Source organism: Bradyrhizobium sp. 197, assembly GCF_023073375.1.
GTDB lineage: Bacteria > Pseudomonadota > Alphaproteobacteria > Rhizobiales > Xanthobacteraceae > Bradyrhizobium.
On sequence record NZ_JADPJJ010000165.1, the window covers coordinates 139,876 to 157,056 of the forward strand.

At 64.2% G+C, this 17,181-nt stretch carries 18 protein-coding genes; 10 read left to right on the forward strand and 8 right to left on the reverse strand.

Annotation, left to right across the window (positions count from 1 at the left end; translation table 11 throughout):
* Positions 1-44 precede the first annotated feature (44 nt).
* From IVB27_RS36875 to IVB27_RS36920, 10 genes are all read left to right on the forward strand, one after another.
* Complete coding sequence (locus tag IVB27_RS36875) at positions 45-836, forward strand: helix-turn-helix transcriptional regulator (protein WP_247447541.1); 792 nt, start codon at positions 45-47, stop codon at positions 834-836.
* Between the two features lie 127 nt (positions 837-963).
* A complete protein-coding gene (locus IVB27_RS36880; RefSeq protein ID WP_247447542.1) occupies positions 964-1,824 on the forward strand; it encodes a L,D-transpeptidase in 861 nt (286 codons plus the stop codon).
* 95 nt (positions 1,825-1,919) lie between these two features.
* Positions 1,920-3,089: a cytochrome P450 gene (locus IVB27_RS36885; protein ID WP_247447543.1), complete on the forward strand. Its 1,170-nt coding sequence runs from the start codon at positions 1,920-1,922 to the stop codon at positions 3,087-3,089.
* 370 nt (positions 3,090-3,459) lie between these two features.
* Positions 3,460-4,422: a sulfonate ABC transporter substrate-binding protein gene (locus IVB27_RS36890; RefSeq protein WP_247343266.1), complete on the forward strand. Its 963-nt coding sequence runs from the start codon at positions 3,460-3,462 to the stop codon at positions 4,420-4,422.
* A gap of 38 nt (positions 4,423-4,460) precedes the next feature.
* A complete protein-coding gene (locus IVB27_RS36895; protein WP_247343269.1) occupies positions 4,461-5,414 on the forward strand; it encodes a sulfonate ABC transporter substrate-binding protein in 954 nt (317 codons plus the stop codon).
* 8 nt (positions 5,415-5,422) lie between these two features.
* Positions 5,423-6,589: an FMNH2-dependent alkanesulfonate monooxygenase gene (ssuD, locus tag IVB27_RS36900; protein ID WP_247447544.1), complete on the forward strand. Its 1,167-nt coding sequence runs from the start codon at positions 5,423-5,425 to the stop codon at positions 6,587-6,589.
* A complete protein-coding gene (gene ssuC / locus IVB27_RS36905) occupies positions 6,586-7,392 on the forward strand; it encodes an aliphatic sulfonate ABC transporter permease SsuC (protein ID WP_247447545.1) in 807 nt (268 codons plus the stop codon). The genes ssuD and ssuC overlap by 4 nt, the downstream gene beginning before the upstream one ends.
* Before the next feature lie 7 nt (positions 7,393-7,399).
* Positions 7,400-8,236: an ATP-binding cassette domain-containing protein gene (locus IVB27_RS36910; protein ID WP_247447546.1), complete on the forward strand. Its 837-nt coding sequence runs from the start codon at positions 7,400-7,402 to the stop codon at positions 8,234-8,236.
* Between the two features lie 31 nt (positions 8,237-8,267).
* Positions 8,268-8,849, forward strand: a complete 582-nt coding sequence (locus IVB27_RS36915) for a flavin reductase family protein (RefSeq protein WP_247447547.1) — start codon at positions 8,268-8,270, stop codon at positions 8,847-8,849.
* 96 nt (positions 8,850-8,945) lie between these two features.
* Positions 8,946-9,101 carry a hypothetical protein gene (locus tag IVB27_RS36920; RefSeq protein ID WP_008131268.1) on the forward strand — a complete coding sequence of 52 codons (156 nt, stop codon included), beginning with the start codon at positions 8,946-8,948 and terminating at the stop codon, positions 9,099-9,101.
* A gap of 115 nt (positions 9,102-9,216) precedes the next feature.
* Here the strand turns inward: IVB27_RS36920 and IVB27_RS36925 are convergent, their stop codons facing one another.
* From IVB27_RS36925 to IVB27_RS36960, 8 genes are all read right to left on the reverse strand, one after another.
* A complete protein-coding gene (locus IVB27_RS36925) occupies positions 9,217-10,365 on the reverse strand; it encodes a M20 family metallopeptidase (protein WP_247447548.1) in 1,149 nt (382 codons plus the stop codon).
* A 259-nt stretch (positions 10,366-10,624) separates the two neighbouring features.
* A complete protein-coding gene (gene flbD, locus IVB27_RS36930; RefSeq protein WP_247343288.1) occupies positions 10,625-12,010 on the reverse strand; it encodes a sigma-54-dependent transcriptional regulator FlbD in 1,386 nt (461 codons plus the stop codon).
* A 44-nt stretch (positions 12,011-12,054) separates the two neighbouring features.
* On the reverse strand, positions 12,055-12,405 hold the full coding sequence (gene fliN, locus IVB27_RS36935; RefSeq protein WP_247447549.1) for a flagellar motor switch protein FliN: 351 nt from the start codon (positions 12,403-12,405) through the stop codon (positions 12,055-12,057).
* A gap of 3 nt (positions 12,406-12,408) precedes the next feature.
* A complete protein-coding gene (locus IVB27_RS36940; RefSeq protein ID WP_247447550.1) occupies positions 12,409-13,029 on the reverse strand; it encodes a FliH/SctL family protein in 621 nt (206 codons plus the stop codon).
* Positions 13,029-14,120: a flagellar motor switch protein FliG gene (gene fliG / locus IVB27_RS36945; RefSeq protein ID WP_106942059.1), complete on the reverse strand. Its 1,092-nt coding sequence runs from the start codon at positions 14,118-14,120 to the stop codon at positions 13,029-13,031. Before fliG ends, IVB27_RS36940 begins: the two co-directional genes overlap by 1 nt.
* Positions 14,121-14,152: 32 nt before the next feature.
* Positions 14,153-15,763, reverse strand: coding sequence for a flagellar basal-body MS-ring/collar protein FliF (gene fliF, locus IVB27_RS36950; RefSeq protein ID WP_247343301.1), 1,611 nt, complete (start codon positions 15,761-15,763; stop codon positions 14,153-14,155).
* A gap of 182 nt (positions 15,764-15,945) precedes the next feature.
* Entirely contained in the window at positions 15,946-16,221 is a 276-nt protein-coding gene (gene sciP, locus IVB27_RS36955) for a CtrA inhibitor SciP (RefSeq protein WP_002714638.1), read from the reverse strand.
* 236 nt (positions 16,222-16,457) lie between these two features.
* Positions 16,458-17,168 carry a flagellar hook assembly protein FlgD gene (locus IVB27_RS36960; RefSeq protein ID WP_247343304.1) on the reverse strand — a complete coding sequence of 237 codons (711 nt, stop codon included), beginning with the start codon at positions 17,166-17,168 and terminating at the stop codon, positions 16,458-16,460.
* Positions 17,169-17,181: the final 13 nt, after the last annotated feature.

Here is a 17,181-nt window from a genome sequence, read left to right on the forward strand (position 1 = left end):
ATCTTTGCTGATAGGCTTCGGCAAAACGCGGCAGGGAGAGAACGATGCGGTCCCGCGGGACAGGCTCAGGCTCAAGCTTGGCGGCCGGCGACATCGCGCCCGCGGTGCTCGCGATCGGCCGCCCCGACTTTCCAAATGTCTTGATCGACACGCTGCGTCGGCAGGCCGATGTCGGCCATTGCATGGTGTTCGCGTTGAGCCGTGCCGGCGCCGCACACTGCCTGCTCGATGCCGGCAACATCCCGATCGGCGGCGATCTCGGCGCGGCCTATGCCGGGCAGTTCCACGAATCCGACCCCAACCGCGATGCGCTGTTCGAAGGGAAGGGGCGCGCGCCGATCGTACTGCCGGCCTTCGCGCCCCGCATGTACGGCGCGCGCTACCGAAAAATGTTCTTTGTGGATTCCGGCATCGTGGACAAATGCGCGACCGCGATCTGGGTCGACGACACCTGCTTCTACGTCAATTTCTATCGGATCGCCGCCCAGGGCCGCTTCAGCGCCGAGCAGCATGAGCGGCTCCGAACCATTGCACCAGCAATTGGCGCGAGCGTGGCGCGCCATTTCCAGCAAGGCGCGGCGACCACCGATCAGACTCTCGCCACGCTGTTTGCGACGCGCACGCCGCTCGCCAGCCTCACCTCGCGCGAGCAGGACGTTTGTCGTCGCATCCTCTCCGGCTTCAGCTCCGAGGCGATCTCGCAAGCACTCGGCATCAGCCTGCATTCGACGCTGACCTACCGCAAACGCGCCTATGAGCGGCTTGGCATCTCCTCGCAGAGCGAGCTGTTTGCCATCGTGCTGCGCCTGCTGGCTGGCCCCCGCAGCCTGAATTGAGGGTGCTTCAGGTCCGCGAAGAGTTCGGCGTTAACCATCTCCACGGTTCCAGTCTGAGCGAGATCGCTTCGAAGTTTCTTAAATTTTGCCGCGTACCTCTCTTGGGCATGGTGACCTGGGGAGAGAGATGAGTAAGCGGGCCAAACGTGGAAAGGCAGAGACGTTCGCGCTGCCTATGGCCGGGAGAGTTGCGATTGGCGCCGTGGCCATCGCGGCATTGGGGTACAGTTTGCTGTCTCGCCCGGCGAGCGTGCAACCGATCCGAAAACCGTCTGCAAACCAAGCCATGGCGTCGTCAACTCCGGTTTACGTGTCAACTCCAGTTCATGCATCAGCGCCGGCTCCGGCTCCGATTCCGGCCCGGACGCCTCAAGTCGAACCACCAAAAGCTGCTGACGGTCCCGGAGCATTTGTTCGGCAGGTCATTGACTACACCAGCCACCAGGCGCCGGGCACCGTGATCATCGATACCGGAAACACGTTCCTTTATTTCGTTCTGAACGACAGGCAAGCGATGCGCTACGGCATCGGTGTTGGCCGCGAAGGTTTCACGTGGTCCGGTGAACAGACTGTGGCCCGTAAAACAGAATGGCCGGATTGGCGTCCGCCTGCGGAGATGGTTGTGCGTCAGCCTTATCTGCCGCGGTTTATGGCGGGCGGCCCCGGCAACCCGCTCGGCGCTCGGGCGATGTATCTGGGCGAGACCGAGTATAGAATTCACGGCACCAACAAGCCCGATACGATCGGGAAGCGGGTTTCGTCTGGCTGCATCCGCCTGACCAATGAAGACGTCGTGGACCTTTTTGAGCGGGTGAAAATCGGAGCGAAAGTGATCGTGCTTCCGACAACCGCTGCCCGTCGACCATCCGAGGGAGCACCGCCCGACGCCGCTTCCCGATCGCCGGACCCGGCATTGCTGTCGAACCGACCCTCGGCAACTAACGCGCAGATGCAGTCATCTGGACCGAAGATTGCCGAGGCCCAGTAACTCCAACTCCGTCCGTCCCTATCGCTAGGGACAGACCCGGGTCGCGGAGTTCGCTAGTCTGTCCTGAAGCACAGGAGAATTCAGGGGAGGCCGTCTTGAGCACCGCGCCGCGCATCGACATCGACCCTGTCGCGTTCTGGGCCGACCCCTACCCGATGCTCGCGACAATGCGTAAAGAGGCGCCGATCGCCTTCGTACCGCAACTCGGCTCGACGCTGCTGACGCGCCGCGACGACATCTCGATCTCCGAGAAGCAGATCGACGTGTTCTCCTCGCACCAGCCGGCCGGCCTGATGAATCGGCTGATGGGCCACAACATGATGCGCAAGGACGGCGAGGCGCACCAGGTCGAGCGCCGCGCGATGTTTCCGACGGTGTCGCCGAAGACGGTGAAGGCGCACTGGACCGCGCAATTCCAGGCGCATGCTGACCGCATCATCGATGCAATCGTTCCGGGCAGCCGGATCGACTTCATGCGCGACTTCGCGCTGCCGTTCTCCGGCGAATGCCTGAAGTCCATTACCGGCCTCACCAATATCGGCTTTGGGGACATGGATGCATGGTCGCAGGGCATGATCGAGGGCATCGCCAACTACACCGGCGACGCGACCGTCGAGGCGCGCTGCCATGCGGCGACATCAGGCATCGATGCGGCGATCGACGACATCCTGCCGGTGATGCGCAAGCATCCTGACCGGAGCATCCTTGGCGTGCTGCTCGCTTCGGGCATGTCGATGGAGAGCGTGCGCGCCAACGTCAAACTCGCGATATCAGGCGGCCAGAACGAACCGCGCAAGGCGATCGCCGGCACGGTGTGGGCGCTGCTGTCCCATCCCGAGCAGCTCGATCTCGTGCGCAAGGGCGAGGTGACCTGGCTCCAGGCCTTCGAGGAATATGCCCGCTGGATCTCGCCGATCGGCATGTCGCCGCGGCGCATCGCAAAGCCGTGGAGCATCCGCGACGTCTCGTTCGAACTTGATGAGCGTGTGTTCCTGATGTTCGGCTCGGCCAACCGTGACGAGAAGCATTTTGAGCGCGCCGACCAGTTCGACGTGCGGCGTGATACCGCCAAGAGCATCGCGTTCGGCGCCGGTCCGCATTTTTGCGCCGGCGCCTGGGCCTCGCGCGCCATGATCGCCGATGTCGCGCTGCCGACTTTGTTTGCACGTGCCCAAAAGCTCGAGCTTGCCGACGACGAGCCGGTGCGGATCGGCGGCTGGGCGTTCCGCGGGCTGCAGAATTTGCCGGTGAGGTGGCTGCATTAGCCCGCCAGAGGCGGGTCCATCCCGAACGCCGCCACGATCTCATCTTGCCCCCGTTTTGCCCGACGAGTCAAACGAATTTCGGATATACGTAAGTCATTGTTTTCGCACGCCCCGGCTACTGTGCATGGGGTTGTTTTCGCGGTTTTTGGTCCGGTCACGAGTCGTGAGACCCAACGCGCTCGGCATTCACATCCGCGTGCAGAAAAATTCCATCTTCATTCGCTCCACCGCTTGAAAGATTAATCGTGCGCGCGGCACCGGGCGCAGTGCTCGCATCGCTATTTTCTCGCGCGTCTCGACACCTCCGATAAGTCGCACCATCATTTGGGCAAGATGAATGATGACGGCCACGTGCGGCCGGGAGTGCGGAATGCAGCGTCGGGACTTTCTCAAATTATCCGTCGGAACTGCGGCAGTCGCTGCATTCGCCTCGCGCGCCAAAGCGCAAGGAACGTCACAAAGCGCGGTGAAGGAAATTCGGGTCGGCTACCAGAAGACCGGCGTGCTCGTCATCACGCGCCAGCAGGCGTCCTTGGAAAAACATTTCAATCCGCAAGGCATCGAGGTGAAATGGGTCGAGTTTTCCTCGGGGCCTCCGATGATGGAGGCGATGAATGTCGGCAGCGTCGATTTCGGCTCGGTCGGCGATTCCCCGCCGGTGTTCGCCCAGGCCGCGGGCGCGGCAATCGTCTATGCCGCCGGCCAGCCCATCACCAACGGCCAGGGCATTTTGGTGCCGAAGGGCTCGCCGATCCGCACCATCGCTGACTTGAAGGGCAAGCGCATCGGCTTCACCAAGGGCTCCAGTGCCCACAACATCGTGGTGCAGACGCTGGAAAGGGCCGGTCTCACCTACGCCGACATCACGCCGGTCTATTTGACGCCGCCGGATGCCGGGCCTGCCTTTGCCAATGGCAGCATCGAGGCCTGGGCGATCTGGGATCCGTATTTTGCGATCGGCGAGACCAAGCAGGGCGGCCGCATCCTGATCAATGCACGCGAAGTCACCAAGACCAATTCCTTCTACATCGCCAACCGCGATTTCGCGAAGAACCACGGTGCGATCCTGCAACAGATCGTCGACGTGACGACGGCGGCCGGCAAATGGGCCGAACAGAACCGCGACGAGGTCGCGAGATCGCTCGCCGCGATCACCGGCGTCCCGCTGGATATCCAGACCGTCGCAGCCAATCGCGCGAACTTCGTGGTCGGCCCCGTCACCGACGACATCGTCGTCACCCAGCAGGGCGTTGCCGACCGCTTCTACAAGCTCGGCCTGATCCCAAAGCCGATCGTCGTTCGCGACATCGTCTGGCGCAACCCGGCAGCCTGATCGTGCCGACCGATCTTCCCATCCAGAAGGGTTTGAACATGAGACGTATCATTCAGCGTCTGATCGCGGCCATCGTGCTGTCGATCGGCATCGTCGCCGCCGCGGTCGGCACCTCCTACGGTCAAGACAAGGTGGTTCGCATCGGCTATCAGAAATACGGCAAGCTGGTGCTGCTCAAGAGCAAGGGCACGCTGGAGCCGAAGCTCGCGGCCAACGGCTACAAGGTGGTGTGGACCGAATTCCCCTCCGGCCCGCCGCTGCTCGAGGCGCTCAATGTCGGCGCGATCGATTTCGGCAACACCGGCGAAGCCCCGCCGATCTTCGCGCAAGCCGCCGGCGCCCCGATCCAGTATGTCGCCTACGAGCCGCCGGCCCCGAAGGGCGAGGCGATCCTGGTGCCGAAAGACAGCCCGCTGAAGTCTGTCACCGATCTCAAGGGCAAGAAGGTCGCGCTCAACAAGGGCTCCAACGTCCACTATCTCCTGGTCAAGGCACTCGAGAAGGCCGGCGTCAAATATTCCGAGATCGAGCCGGTATTTCTGGCGCCTGCCGATGCGCGCGCCGCCTTCGAGCGCGGCGCGGTCGATGCCTGGGTGATCTGGGATCCGTTCCAGGCCGCCGCGGAAGCGGCGACCGGCGCACGTACGCTCGCTGACGGTACCGACATCGTGGCGAACTACCAGTTCTATTTCTCCTCGAAGAAATTCCTCGAAGCCAATCCTGAGATCGTCGACGCCGTGCTGGCCGAGCTGAGCGCGGTCGACGATTGGGCCGAGGGCGACATTCACGCGGTCGCCGAGCAGCTGGCGCCCGCGATCGGCCTGCCGGTCCCCGTGGTCGAGGTGGCGCTGAAGCGGCAGGCCTACGGCATCAAGCCGATCACCGACGCCGTCGTCGCCGATCAGCAGCAGGTTGCCGACGCGTTCTTCGCGCTCAACCTGATTCCCAAATCCATCAAGATTTCCGACGTGGCGCGGAAGCCAGGATCATGAGCAAGCACATGAGCAAGCAAGCAAACGCCAACATCCTCTGGTTCCTGCCGACCCACGGTGACGGCCGCTATCTCGGCACCGGCTTCGGCGGCCGCGAAGTCAATTTCAACTATCTACGCCAGATCGCGCAGGCCGCCGACCAGCTCGGCTATTTCGGCGTGCTGCTGCCGACCGGGCGATCTTGCGAGGATTCCTGGATCGTCGCCTCTTCGGTCGCGCCGTTCACCGAGCGGCTGCGCTATCTCGTGGCCGTCAGGCCCGGCCTGCAATCGCCGAGCGTGGCCGCGCGCATGACCGCGACGCTCGATCGCATCACCAACGGCCGGCTTCTCGTCAACGTCGTCACCGGTGGCGATCCCGTCGAGAATAAGGGCGACGGCATCTTCCTCGGCCATGACGAGCGCTACGAGGTCACCCGCGAGTTTCTCAACGTCTATAGCGACCTGCTCGCCGGCAAGACCGTCAATGTCGAGGGCAGGCACATCCATGTCGAAGGCGGCAAGCTGCTGTTTCCGCCGGTGCAGTCGCCGCGGCCGCCGCTCTATTTCGGCGGCTCGTCGGATGCCGGTATCGACATCGCCGTCGACGCCGTCGACAAATATCTCACCTGGGGTGAGCCGCCGGCGCTGGTCGCGGAGAAGATCGCCAAGGTGAGGGAGGTCGCCGCAGCACGTGGCCGAAAATTGTCCTTCGGCATCCGGCTCCACGTGATTGTCCGCGAGACCAATGAAGCGGCCTGGCAGGCTGCCAACGAGCTGATCAAGCATGTCAGCGACGAGACCATAGCCACGGCACAGAAGAACTTTGAGCGGATGGATTCCGTCGGCCAGCAGCGCATGGCACAGCTGCATGGCGGCAAGCGCGACAAGCTCGAGATCGCTCCGAACCTGTGGGCCGGTGTCGGCCTCGTGCGCGGCGGCGCCGGCACGGCACTGGTCGGCGACGCCCAGACCGTCGCGGCCCGTATCAAGGAGTATCAGGACATCGGCATCGATACCTTCATCATGTCGGGCTACCCGCATCTGGAGGAAGCCTATCGCTTCGCCGAGCTGGTGTTCCCGCTGCTTTCGCTGGAGCAGCCCAGCAACGTGACCAAGCTTCACTTCAACGGCGGCCCCTTTGGTGAGACGGTCGGCAGCGACTTCCGTCCGCAGCACAAGGTGTCGCAGTCATGAGCCTGATCGACAGCGTTTCGTTCCCGCGCAGTTTTCGCCTGCCGCGCCTCGACGGCCTGATTCAGTGGATCGTGCCGCTCGCCATCATCGCGATCTGGCAGGTTGCCAGCGTCACTGGCTTTGTGCCGACGCGGGTGCTGCCGGCGCCGACCGACGTCGTGCTCGCAGGCTGGAAGCTGCTGCTCTCCGGCGAGCTCGTGCGCAACATCTGGGTCTCGTTCTGGCGCGCCTCGATCGGCTTTTTGATCGGCGGCAGCATCGGCTTCGCGTTCGGTCTCGCCAACGGCCTGTCGCAGCTCTCCTCAAAGCTCACCGACACCACGCTCCAGATGGTGCGCAACGTGCCGCATCTGGCACTGATCCCCCTGGTCATCTTGTGGTTCGGCATCGACGAGAGCGCGAAGTTGTTCCTGGTGGCGCTCGGCGTGTTCTTCCCGATCTACCTCAACACGCTGCACGGCATCCGCACCGTCGATCCCCAGTTGATCGAGATGGGCCGCATCTACGGCATGAACGATGGCGAGCTGTTCCGACGCGTGATCTTCCCGGGCGCGCTGCCCTCGATCTTCGTCGGCATCCGCTTCGCGCTCGGCATCATGTGGCTGACCCTGATCGTCGCCGAGACCATCGCGGCGTCTTCGGGCCTCGGCTACATGGCGATGCAGGCGCGCGAGTTCATGCTGATCGACGTCGTCGTGCTCTCGATCCTGATCTACGCGCTGCTCGGCAAGCTCGCCGACAGCGCCTCCCGCGCGCTGGAGCGCCTGACGCTCTCCTGGCACCCCGCTTATTGGAAACGTTGAGAGTGACATGCAGACAGCCCTTCGTAGCTCCCTTCCGGAAACCGATCTCGCCAGCCGCGCCAATTTCGCGCCTCAGGTCCATGTGCTGCGCGAGGAACGGCCGGCGCAGACCAGCGGCTTGCCGCTCAGCATCCGGGCTTTGCGCAAATCCTACGGCGACAATGAGGTGCTGCGCGGCATCGATTTGCACATCCCGGCCGGCCAGTTCGTTGCGATCGTGGGCAAGAGCGGCTGCGGCAAGAGCACGTTGCTGCGCCTGATCGCCGGCCTGGAAAAGTTTGACGCCGGCAGTATCTCGCTCGGCGACGCGGTGAAACCCGAGGATATCCGCGTGATGTTCCAGGAGCCCCGGCTGTTGCCCTGGGCTCGCGTTCTCTCCAATGTCGAGGTCGGTCTCGGTCGCGATCGTTCATCCAGTGACGCGCACACGCGCGCCGAGAAGGCGCTGACCGAGGTCGGGCTGACCGACAAGCGCGACCAGTGGCCCTCGGTGCTGTCGGGCGGCCAGAAGCAGCGCGTAGCCCTTGCCCGCGCGCTGGTCTCGCGTCCGCGGGTGCTCGCTTTCGACGAGCCGCTTGGCGCGCTGGACGCGCTGACCCGCATCTCGATGCAGCGGCTGCTGGAGCGCGTCTGGCGCGACCAGGGCTTTACCGCGATCCTGGTGACCCACGACGTCGCCGAGGCGGTCGCGCTGGCCGACCGGGTGCTGGTGATCGAGGACGGGCGGATCGCCCATGACGTCGTGGTTAACACGGCCCGGCCCCGCGAACGCGGCTCGGCCGAGCTCGCGGGTCTCGAAGGCTCGATCCTGAGCCACCTTTTGTCGGCGGACGATCGTACCTAAATAGAGAGGGGCCCCGTTTGGGGGCGATGCCATGAATGTAGTGCCCCGCGATCTCATGACCGAAATTGCCGTCACGTCCGCCGATTTCCGCGGCGCCATGCGCCACCTCACCGGCGGCGTCAGCGTCATCACCGCCGGGCGAGGCAAAGACATTACCGGCATGACGGTCACTTCCGTCGCCTCGCTGTCGGTCGAGCCGCCGACGCTGATCGTCAGCATCAATCGCGATGCCTCGTCCTTGCCGCTGATCCGGCGCCACGGCGCTTTCGGCGTGAACATCCTCGCGGCCGATCAGCTCGACGTCGCCGAGCGCTTTGCCGGCAAGGGAGGGCTCAAGGGTGCCGATCGTTTCGCGGGCGCCCGATGGGTAACGGCGGTTTCGGGTGTTCCGCTGCTGGTCGGCGCATTGTCCGCCGTCGATTGCGAGGTCGAGGAGATCGTCGAGCGCCATTCGCATGGCATCGTCATCGGCCGTGTCCGGGATGTCAGGAATTCGACCCGCAACGCTGCGCTGGCCTATTGGCACGGCCAGTACGTGGCGGTCGATCAGGACGAAGACGCGGCCAGGCTTGCGGACGTCAGCGTTCCCACCCACCTCCGGCGCAGCATTTGATCGCCGCCGGACGAGGGGCGCACAGGCTGGCCTTTTCGCTTTCATCGCTCTAGAAGCACCTCGGCCTCCCGCCGGGGGCGGCAATGGAGCGCAATGATGAAACGCGTCGCGACCTGGGCCTTCTACGCCATCGGCGCGCTCGCGATCGCCTATCTCGCGCTCTACGCCTATGCCATGTTCAGCGGCCAACCGATCGTGCCGGGCGACCCCATCCACATCTTCCGCAAGCCGGACGCGCCGAGTTATTCATAGAATACGGCAGGTCTCGTAGGGTGGGCAAAGCGAAGCGTGCCCACCACTTCTATCCAACGAAAACCAATGGCGGGCACGGCGCAAGTGCGCCTTAGCCCACCCTGCGGCACCTACATCACCCCCGCAAAATCGCCAGCGCCAGCGCCTGTGCGCGAGGCACGATGCTGTCGAGCTCGAGATATTCCTCCGGCGTGTGCGCGAGCCCGCCGACGGGGCCGAGGCCACAGATGGTCGACGTGCCGACCGCGGCGGTGAAGCCGGAATCGGCGCAGCCGCCAGAGAACTCACCCTGGAGCGTCGTGAGGCCGGCCTGCTTTGCGGCGGCCTGATAAGTTTCGAACAGCGCTTTCGAATCCGCGCTCTGCACCACCGGGACGAACTCGCCTTTGACCGTCAGCGTCGCACTCGTGCCCGGCACGTAAGACGTCGCGATGATCGCCTCGATCGCGGCCATCACCCTCGCACGATCCGCGGGATCGACGTAGCGCATGTCGATCTGCCCCTCCGCGTAAGGCGCCGTCGTGTTGACGGACTGCCCGCCCGAGACGAGGCCGACGTTCAGCGTGATGCCCTTGTCGAGATCGGTCAGCGCGTGGATCTGCACGATCTTGTGCGCGAGTTCGCCGATCGCGCTGACGCCGGCGGCGAAATTGGCGCCGGAATGCGCGGCTTTGCCAGCGATGGCGACATGCATGAAGATGCCGCCCTTGCGCCCCGTCACGATATTGCCGGTCGGGCGGCCCGGCTCGGAATTGAACACGGCGCGCGCGGCGCGTCCTTCGCGCTCGATCACCGGCCGGGAGGAGGGCGAGCCGATCTCCTCGTCCGAGGTGATCAGCACCTTGATCGGGTGCGGGCTGCCGCCGAATTTATGGAAGGCGGTCGCCACGAATATGTTCATGACGACGCCCGACTTCATGTCGGCAACGCCCGGACCATAGGCGCGCTTGTCTTGAATCGTGAACGGACGCCGCCCGGCCTCGCCCTTGCCGAACACGGTGTCGCGATGTCCCATCAACAGCACCGGCTTCTCGTTGCTGCCGGGCTTTGCGACGTCGGCATGGATCGCATCGCCGAAGGTGGCGTTGTTTTCACGCCGGAACGGGATGCCGTGCTCGGCAAAATGCCGCTCGAACCGCGCCCCGACCGCATCGACGCCTTCCTTGTCATAGGACCCGGAATCGATGTTCACGACATCGCGCAGCAGGTCGATCATCGCCTGCCGCTGCGTCGCCAGCCAGTCCGTGATTTGAGCTTCAGACATGTTTACCCTCGCGTGGTTTTCATGCGGGGTTATAGGGCGTTGCCTGCGGATGGCCTAGTCACGTAGCGCGGTCCCGTTATGCGAGAACCGCCCTCAACGCCGTCATTGCGAGCGACGCGAAGCAATCCAGTCTGTCACCGCGGAAAGATCCTGGATTGCTTTACTGCGCTCGCAATGACGAGGGCGGTAGCCTGCATTCAAACAAAAATGCCCGGGACTTGGCCCGGGCATTCGCATTCTCTCGATCAGCGTAGAGCGCCTACGCCCCCACCATCGGCATGCGCGGATATTCACCCGGCGTGCCGGCGGGCGTAATCGGGATGCCGCCGTCGGAATATTCGTTGAGCTTGTTGCGCAGCGTGCGGATCGAGATGCCGAGGATGTTGGCGGCATGGGTCCGGTTGCCGAGGCAGTGCTTCAGCGTCTCCAGGATCAGGTCGCGTTCGACATCGGCGACGGTGCGGCCGACCAGGGCCCGCGTTACCTGCTCGGCGGCCATGGTGGCATGCGCCACGGCCGGCGCGGTCTTGGCGAGGTCGAGGCGGTCGCCGTCCGGCGTGAGGATGGCGTCGGCGCCGATCTCGTCGCCCTGCGCCATCAGGACCGAACGGTGCATGGTGTTTTCGAGTTCGCGGACGTTGCCCTGCCAGCGGTTGGCGGAAAGCACGCGTCGCGCTTCCGCCGAGATCGGGCGCATCGGCACGCCGTTGGCTTCGGCGTATTTCTTGACGAAGTGCTGGGCGAGCTCGAGAATGTCGGCGGGACGCTCGCGCAGTGGCGGGATCTTCAGATTCACGACGTTGAGCCGGAACAGGAGGTCCTCGCGGAACGTACCTTCGCGTACGGCCTCAACCAGATTGCGGTTCGAGGTCGCGATGATGCGAATGTCCACCGGGACAGGCTTGGTGCCGCCGACGCGGTCGATCACGCGCTCCTGGATGGCGCGGAGCAGTTTCGATTGCAGGCGGACGTCCATCTCCGAGATTTCGTCGAGCAGCAGCGTGCCGCCGGTTGCCTCCTCGAACTTGCCGATGCGGCGGGCGATCGCGCCGGTGAAGGCGCCCTTTTCGTGGCCGAACAGTTCGGACTCCAGCAGATGCTCGGGGATCGCGGCGCAGTTGATCGAGATGAACGGGCGCTTGGCGCGGGCCGAGCGGGTATGGACGTAGCGGGCCAGCACTTCCTTGCCGGTGCCGGATTCGCCGGTGACCATCACGGAAGCGTCCGAGCCCGCGATCTGCTGGGCGAGCTTGATCACCTTGGCCATCGCCTCGTCGCGGTAGACCAGCTCGCGGGAATCGTTGGCGACCGCGGCCAGCACGGCTGCGATCAGCTCCGGGTCCGGCGGCAGCGGGATGTATTCCTTGGCGCCGGCGTGGATCGCGGCAACCGCGGCGCGGGCGTCGTTGGTGATGCCGCAGGCGACGATCGGAGCATGGATGTGCTCGGCTTCGAGCCGCATCACGAGGTCGCGGATGTCGAGGGCGACGTCGACCAGCAGCAGGTCGGCGCCTTTGCCGCCACGCAGCACGCGCATTGCCTGCTCGTGATCCTCGGCGTGGGTCACGGTGGCACCGTTCGCCATCGCGATCTTGGTGGCGGTGGTGAGCTGGCCCTTCAATGTGCCAACGATGAGAAGCCGCATATCAGTCTCCTGTCCGTCTGGTCGCGCTGCCGCGCGTCATCGCTTTAAGCGCGTTCAGTCTTGATGATTTCGGTCATGGTCACGCCGAGCTTGTCCTCCACCAGGACCACTTCGCCGCGGGCGACCAGCTTGTTGTTGACGTAGATGTCGATGGCTTCGCCGACGCGCCGGTCGAGCTCGAGTACGGTCCCGGGCCCGAGCTTCAACAGCTCGCTGACGTCCATCTTGGAGCGGCCGAGCACGGCCGAGACCTGCACCGGTACGTCGAACACGGCCTCGAGGTCGGCGGCGGCGCGCATCGCATATTCGTCCTCGTTGTAGCCGACGTCGGTGCCGGCAGGCGGCATCGGGCCGTTGAGATCGGGCAGCGGGACCTGTCCGTCAGTGTCGCTCATGGCTTAGCTCCCCCTGCGGGACGCAACATAGCGTCCCACCATTTCGTCGATCTTGGCTGTGATGGCGCCGCGCTCCAGCACGACGCCGCCATCGGCCCATTCGATCCGGCAATCACCGGTCGCAATCTCGGGCTCGGCCAGAATCACCAGCCGGCCTTCGAAGCCGCTCTGCTTGGCCAGCCGCTCCATGTTCTCGCGGGCCGCGTCGTAGAGCGCGTCGTTGATGCGGATGACGAGATGCGGCGTCGCGACCAGATGCGAGAAGCAGTCCTTGATCAGCGCGACGATCTCGCCGAGCGGCTCGGCGGCGACCAGATCGGCGCACAGCTTGCGCGCCACCGCCACCGCCACGTCGACCGCCTCGGTCTCCATCTTGGTTTCGATGTTGCCGATGCCCGAGGCAATGCCCCGGATTCCGATGTTGATCTCTTCCATCGCGAGCGCGACGCGGCGGTCGCTCTCGGCCTTGGCCTCGCGCTGGCCGGCGGCAAAGCCGTCTTGATAGGCGCGCGCCTCGGCTTCCGCGATCTTCTGGGCGATCTCGGCCGCAGTTGCGGCCTTCTCGCGCGTCCGGTCGGGCGCGGCGAAGTCGTTGTCGAACAGGAATTTTGCCGGAGCGCCCATCAATACACCAGCTCGTCGTCGGCGCGGTTCTTGGTCAGCATGATCTCGCCCTTGGCGGCGAGGTCCTTGGCGAGGTTGACCAGCAGCGCCTGGGCCTCGTCGACGTCGCGCAGGCGGACCGGACCCATCGCCGCCATGTCGTCCTGGAGCATTTTGGCCGCACGCGAGGACATGTTGCCGAAGAAGAAATTGCGGACGTCCTCGTTGGCGCTCTTGAGCGCGACGCCGAGCTTGTCCTTGTCGACGTTGCGCATCAAGGTCTGGGCCGAGCCGGAATCCAGCTTCACGAGGTCGTCGAAGGTGAACATCAGCGCCTTGATGCGCTCGGCCGATTCGCGATTGTCCTCTTCCAGCGAGGTGATGAAGCGGGTTTCGGTCTGGCGGTCGAAATTGTTGAAGATTTCCGCCATCACCTCGTGGGCGTCACGGCGGCGGGTCTGTGACAGGTTGGACATGAATTCGGTGCGCAGCGTCTTCTCCACGCTCTCGATCACCTCCTTCTGAACCGCCTCCATCTTCAGCATGCGGTTGACGACGTCGAGCGCCAGATCCTCGGGGAAGATGCCGAGCACGCGCGCGGCGTGTTCCGGCTTCAGCTTCGACAGCACGACCGCGATGGTCTGCGGATATTCGTTCTTGAGATAGTTGGCGAGCACCTCTTCCTGCACGTTGGAGAGCTTCTCCCACATGTTGCGGCCGGCCGGACCGCGGATTTCGTCCATGATGCCGTTGACGCGCTCGGGTGCAAGATATTGCTGGAGCAGCCGCTCGGTGGCGTCGAAATTGCCCATCAGCGCGCCGGAGGCCGACATCCGCGAGACGAATTCGAGCAGCATGTCCTCAACAGTGTCGACCTCGACGGTTCCGAGCGTCGACATCTCCAGCGAGAGCTGGCGCACTTCGTCGTCGTCGAGCAGCGACCAGATCTTGCCGCCATATTGCTCGCCCAACGCCAGCATCAGGATTGCGGCACGCTTCGGCCCCGCCACGGCTTCGACCTTCGCACCTCCACGGCTGCCGGCACGCTGACCAAGCGTGGAGATCACGCTGGTGATGTCGTTGGAGTTGGCATTTTGCAGGGCAGCGGCCATGTCAGATCACTTCTTGATTCACTTGACGCGGATTATTTGGCTGGTTCGGTCAGCCACTGGCGGATGATGGCGACGGTTTCGTTGGGGTTGCGCTCGGCGAGCTCGCCGACGCGATGGACGGACTGGGCATGGACCTGGCCCTGGATGGTAGCGACGTCGATCGCGCTTGCGGCGGCGCCGGGCAGAAGCGGCTGGCTGCTGGGCGCTGCATCGTCGCTCGCGGCGGGGCCGGTCAGAACGCCGGAGATGGCGGCTGCGACTTCGTCGGATGCCAGGATGCGCTTGACCAGCGGGCGGATCACCAGGAACAGCACGATCAGGCCGAGCAGCATCATCACGCCGAGCTCGACGAAGTACATGACGTCGTCCTTGGTGAACTGGAGCATGCCGAGGAGGCCGGAGGGTTCGGCGATCGGGGTGGTCGAGGGGGCGTCGGCAAAGCGCAAATTGACGACCTCGACCTGGTCGCCGCGCTTCTGGTCGAAGCCGATCGCCGAACGCACCAGCGTGGCGATGCGGTCGAGCTGATCCTTGGTGCGGTCCTGGTAGGCCAGATCGCCCTTGTCGTTCTTGGAGTAGATGCCGTCGACCAGCACCGCGACCGAGATCCGGTTGACCCGGCCGGCCTCGGTCACTTCGGTCTTGGTGGTGCGGGAGATCTCGTAATTGTTGGTCTCTTCGCTCTTCTTGCTCTGGTCTTTGGCCGCGACGCCGCTGTTCTGCTGGTTGCCCGGCAACTCGTTGTTGACGGTGACCTGGCCGTTGTTGTCGGCGGTCATGCTCTGCTCTTCGCGGGTCTGGCTCGAGCGCAGCACGCGGCCTTCGGGATCGAACTTGTCCGAGGTCTGGGTGATCTTGTTGAAGTCGAAATCGGCGGAGAGCTGGACCCGGGCGCGCCCCGTCCCCACCACGGAGGAGACGATGTCCTCGACCTGCTTGCGCATCCGCTTCTCGAAGGCGGTGCGGCGCTCGTCGCCGATCTGCTGGTCCGGATCGGTCTGGGCGCCGTCGGCGAGCAGCTGCCCGGTCTCGTCGACGATCGAGACCCGCTGCGGCTTCAGGCCGTTCACGGCCGAGGCGACCAGGTGGCGGATGGCGCGGATCTGCTGGGCTTCGAGCGCGCCGCGGACCCGGACCACGATCGAGGCAGACGGCTCCGGCGCCTCGCGCGAGAATAGCGGACGCTCGGGCAGCACCAGATGGACGCGGGCGGCCTGGATGCGGTCGATGGCGCGGATGGTGCGGGCGAGCTCACCTTCCAGCGCGCGGAGATGGTTGATGTTCTGGACGAAAGAGGTGGTGCCGAGCGCGTCCGACTTGTCGAACACCTCGTAGCCGACCCCGCCGCCCTTGGGCAGGCCGCCCTCGGCGAGCTTCATCCGCAGGCGGGTGACCTTGTCCTTGGGCACCATGATGATGGTGCCCTCGTTGCGCAGCTCGAACTGGATGCCCTGGCGCTCCAGGTCCTTGATAATGCCCGAGGAGTCCTCGACGCTGAGGTCGGTGAACAGGGTCGTCATCTGCGGCGTGGTGACGCGCATGATGACGAACGCGAAAAATCCGACAAGCGCGGCGGTAACCGCGATCATCGCCCCGAACCGGGCGGCTCCGATACCCTTCAGAAAGTCCGCAAGACCTTGCAAGCAACCGCCCCGATAGATTCGGCTGCTTTCACAGGAAAGGCCGACTGGGCAATTATTGCCTAGGTGATGGTTTCGATATGGTTAACGAAGGTTAAGAGCTGCGACAAAAGTAGCGCCATGAAAAAAATCGGCCTCGCGAGGCGAGCCCGATTTTCGTCAAAAGCCGCAGATTTCCGGATTGCCTACTGGCGGTATTGCTGGATGCGGGTGGTGCGAAGCCCCGCCAGACCGTGCTGGTCGATGGAAAACTGCCAGGAAAGGAATTCGTCTACCGTCAGGGTATAACGGCTGCAAGCCTCCTCAAGGGAGAGAAGCCCGCCACGCACAGCGGCGACGACTTCGGCCTTGCGGCGGATAACCCAGCGTTTGGTGCCGGGTGCGGGCAGATCTGCAATCGTCAGCGGACTGCCGTCCGGCCCGATGACGTATTTTACCCTCGGGCGATGGGGTTCTGTCATGGCGTACTCACAAACTCTCAACCACTGAACTCACGCCACAACCATAGGCATCGCGGCTTAAAAATCCGCTAAGCCTAAGGCTTCAATACAATTCTCGTTGAAAATGGCTGGAACGCAGCCGTCTCGACCGGCGGGAAGGGTGCATCCAGGCGGGCCGAGGGGGTATTTTAAATACTTTACTAACGAACGAGGCCTGCGCGGGGCGTCGCAAGGCCTCTCAACCGTGCACCCAGGCCTTAATTGCTGGCCGTGGCGATGATGCTCTTCACCTGGCTCAGGGTGTAGCTGGCGCCGTCGATGGTGAGCAGCGGCGGCGACTGGGTCAGGTCGACGGACGAGACCGTGCCCTGCACCTGCGCGGCGATACCGACATTGTTGTTGGCGACATCCTTGCCCGTGGCCGAGATCGTGTACTTGCCGTCGGGCCATTGCGTGCCGTCGTTGCCCATGCCGCTCCAGGTGAACGGAACGTCGGCGCCGGCGCCGGCGGTATATTTGCCGGTGAACACGGTCTGGCCGCTGGCATTGGCGACGGTGATGTCGACCGTCGCGTCGCTGGGCACGTTGAGATGCCAGGTCGCCGACGAATTCGTCATGGACGCCGTAGTGCCGTCAACCAGGGCGGTTTTGCCGACGAAGCCGAGCGCCTGGGTCGCCTGCGTGGTCTGTTGCAGGGTGACCAGCTGGGACAGCGAGTCGTTGGTCTTGAGCTGCTGCTCGACGCCGGCGAACTGCACCAGCTGCTGGGTGAACTGGTTGGTGTCGAGCGGATCGAGCGGGTTCTGGTTCTGCAGCTGCGTCGTCAGCAGCGTCAGGAAGGTCTGGAAGTTGCCCGCCAGCGTCGCGCCGGTGGTCGAGCCCAGGCTCGAGCTCGACGTGGAGGATTTCGTCAGATCGGTCGTGCCGGAGACGACCGAAGGAGCGGTGGCGCCAGTCGTGGTGGTCATGTCTCGATACTCC